Source organism: Mycolicibacterium vaccae NBRC 14118 = CIP 105934, from assembly GCF_001552715.1.
In the GTDB taxonomy this organism is placed as follows: Bacteria; Actinomycetota; Actinomycetes; order Mycobacteriales; family Mycobacteriaceae; genus Mycobacterium; species Mycobacterium vaccae.
This window is the reverse complement of the sequence record NZ_BCRS01000303.1, coordinates 1-2,704: the sequence shown is the minus strand read 5'-3', so window position 1 is coordinate 2,704 and position 2,704 is coordinate 1. Positions and strand designations below refer to the sequence as shown.

Below are 2,704 nucleotides of genomic sequence, written 5' to 3'. Positions count from 1 at the left end.
ACGCAGGCCGCGGCACCCGAACCCACGGCCGTCACCACCCTGGTGTTGTCGGGCAGGACGCCCGAGCGGATCGCGTCGCAGGCCGCGATGCTGGCGGACTGGATGGCCGGCGCCGGGGCCGAGATCCCGCTCGCTGAAGTCGCCCACACGCTCAACCACCACCGCACCCGCCACCACAAGTTCGCGACGGTCGCGGCCCGGGATCGGGACCAGGCCATCGCGGGACTGCAGGCGCTGGCCACCGGCCAGAGCGCACCCGGCGTGGTCGCCGCACCGACGGCGTCACGCAAGCCGGGCACGGTGTTCGTGTACTCGGGTCAGGGCTCGCAGTGGCCGGGGATGGCCCGCCAACTGCTGGCCGACGAGCCGGCCTTCGCTGCGGCGCTGGCCGAGATCGAGCCGGTCTTCGTCGAGCAGGTCGGTTTCTCGTTGCGCGACATCGTCGTCGACGGTGCGCCGGTCAGTGGCGATGCCCGGGTGCAGCCGGTGTTGATGGGGCTGCAGCTGGCGTTGACCGAGCTGTGGCGCTCCTACGGTGTGCATCCGGACGCGGTGATCGGGCACTCGATGGGCGAGGTGACCGCTGCGGTGGTCGCCGGGGCGTTGAGCCTGTCCGACGGGCTGAAGGTGATCGCCGCACGGTCGTCGATCATGTCCCGGCTGGCCGGCCAGGGCGCCGTCGCTTTGGTCGAGCTGGACTCCGAGGCCGCGGCCGCGTTCATCGCGGACTACCCCAGCGTCGAGATCGCCGGCTACGTCTCGCCGCGCCAGACCGTGGTGGCCGGACTGCCCGAGCAGGTCGACGCGGTGATCGCCGCGGTGACGGCGCAGGACAGGTTCGCCCGCCGGGTGAACATGGAGGTCGCCTCGCACACCGCGCTGATGGACCCCGTGCTGCCGGATCTGCGTGACGCGCTGGCCGATGTCACCCCCCGGACGCCGAACATCCCGTTCCTGTCCACGGTCACCGAGCCCGACGGCGAGCCCACGCTGGACGCCGACTACTGGGTGGCCAACGTGCGCCGGCCGGTCACGTTCAGCCGGGCCGTCGAAACAGCCGCCGCGGAGATCGGCACGTTTCTCGAGGTCAGCGCGAACCCGATCCTGACGTACGCGATCAGCGACACGCTGGACTCACCCGCGCATGCCGCGTTCGGCACGCTCGTCCGCGACACCGACGACACGTTGACGTTCCACACCGCGCTGAACGCGACGTTCACCAGTCATCCGCCGGAGACCCCGCACCACGGCGAGCCGCACGCGCCGCTGCCGACCACGCCGTGGCACCACACCCACCACTGGGCGATCCGTAAGCAGGCCGCCTCGGGGGCGTCGGCGCCGAACCCGGGCACCGTGCTCGGGGCGCACACCGACGTCGCCGGGACCCAGCCCGGGCATCTGTGGCAGGCCCGGCTGGTGCCGCAGGCCAAGCCCTACCCGAAGTCGCACAGGTTCGCCGGCGTGGAGATCGTGCCGCTGTCGGTGCTGCTGCAGACCCTGTCGCTGGCCGCCGCCCGGACCGGGGCGGCGGCGGTGACCGACGTCCGGTTCGACTTCCCGATCACCGTCGACGGCCCCCGCGTGGTGCAGGTCTACAGCGACGGGGACACGATCACGATCTCGTCGTCGACCGCGGCCGAGGACGATGCGGCGCCGCAGCGCTGGGTACGCCACGCCACGGCCCGGGTCGCCCACCAGGTCGCGGACGTGCCGCCCGCGGCCGCCGTGCCGTCGTCGGCGTACGACCCGTCGGCGCTGGCCGAACTCCACAGCGCGTGGGGCATCGAGGGCCTGGCCTATCCGTGGACCGTCGCGTCCCACGACGCGACATCGGGGGAGCTGTCCATGGTCGTCGACCTCCGGTCCGCTTCCCTGACCGGCCTGCTCGACGCCGCCGTCAACCTGGGCCGGCTCGTCGACTCGTCGAGCCCGGGGCTGATGGTGCCGTCCGCTGCCGCCGACGTCCGCGTCGACCAGACGCCGGTCGGTGCCCGCGGGGTGGTCGTGGCCCGCAACCGCGGCCGCGACGGCGACGACCTGCTCGTCGACCTCGCGATCAGCGGCGAAGACGGCACGCGGTACGCCCAGATCACCGGTCTGCGATACACGCCGGTCGAGATCGAGTCGGTCACCGCGTCGGCCGCCGCCGATCCGCAGCGCATCGCGCACCGCCTCGACTGGCAGCCCTGGACGCCGGAGGCCACAGGCACCGACACCGGTCCCGTCGCGGTCGTCGGCGACGGCGAGACCGCCGCGGCGGTGCGGGATGCCGTCACCGCGACCGGTCGGTCGCTGACCGAGGTGTCCGACGCGCGTTTCGTCGTCTACGTGGCCTCTAACGACGCCCAGACCGACGACCAGGACGCAACCGTCCGGCTGACCACCGAGGTGGCCGGCCTGGTCGGCGAACTCGCCGAGCGGGAGCCGCGCGACCCGGCCACGCTGTGGATCGTCACCCGCGGGGTGTACGAATCCGCGACCGACGCGGCGCTGCGGCAGAGCGGCCTGTGGGGTCTGGCGGGCGTCGTCGGCGCCGAGCAGCCCCAGCTGTGGGGCGGCCTGGTCGACCTGCCTGCCGACGAGGTGGGCGCCGCCGCGGACGTCTTCGCGACGGCACTGGCGACACCGGTCAAGTCGGTCGCGATCCTGCGCGACGGTGAGCTGCGCACGTCGGTGCTGGCCTCGCTCGACGACGCCCCGGTCC

General features: G+C 73.2%; 1 protein-coding gene. It reads left to right on the top strand.

Annotated features, from left to right (window positions below):
• On the top strand, positions 1–2,704 hold a 2,704-nt coding region (locus MVA01S_RS29440), incomplete at both ends, for an acyltransferase domain-containing protein (protein WP_159426386.1).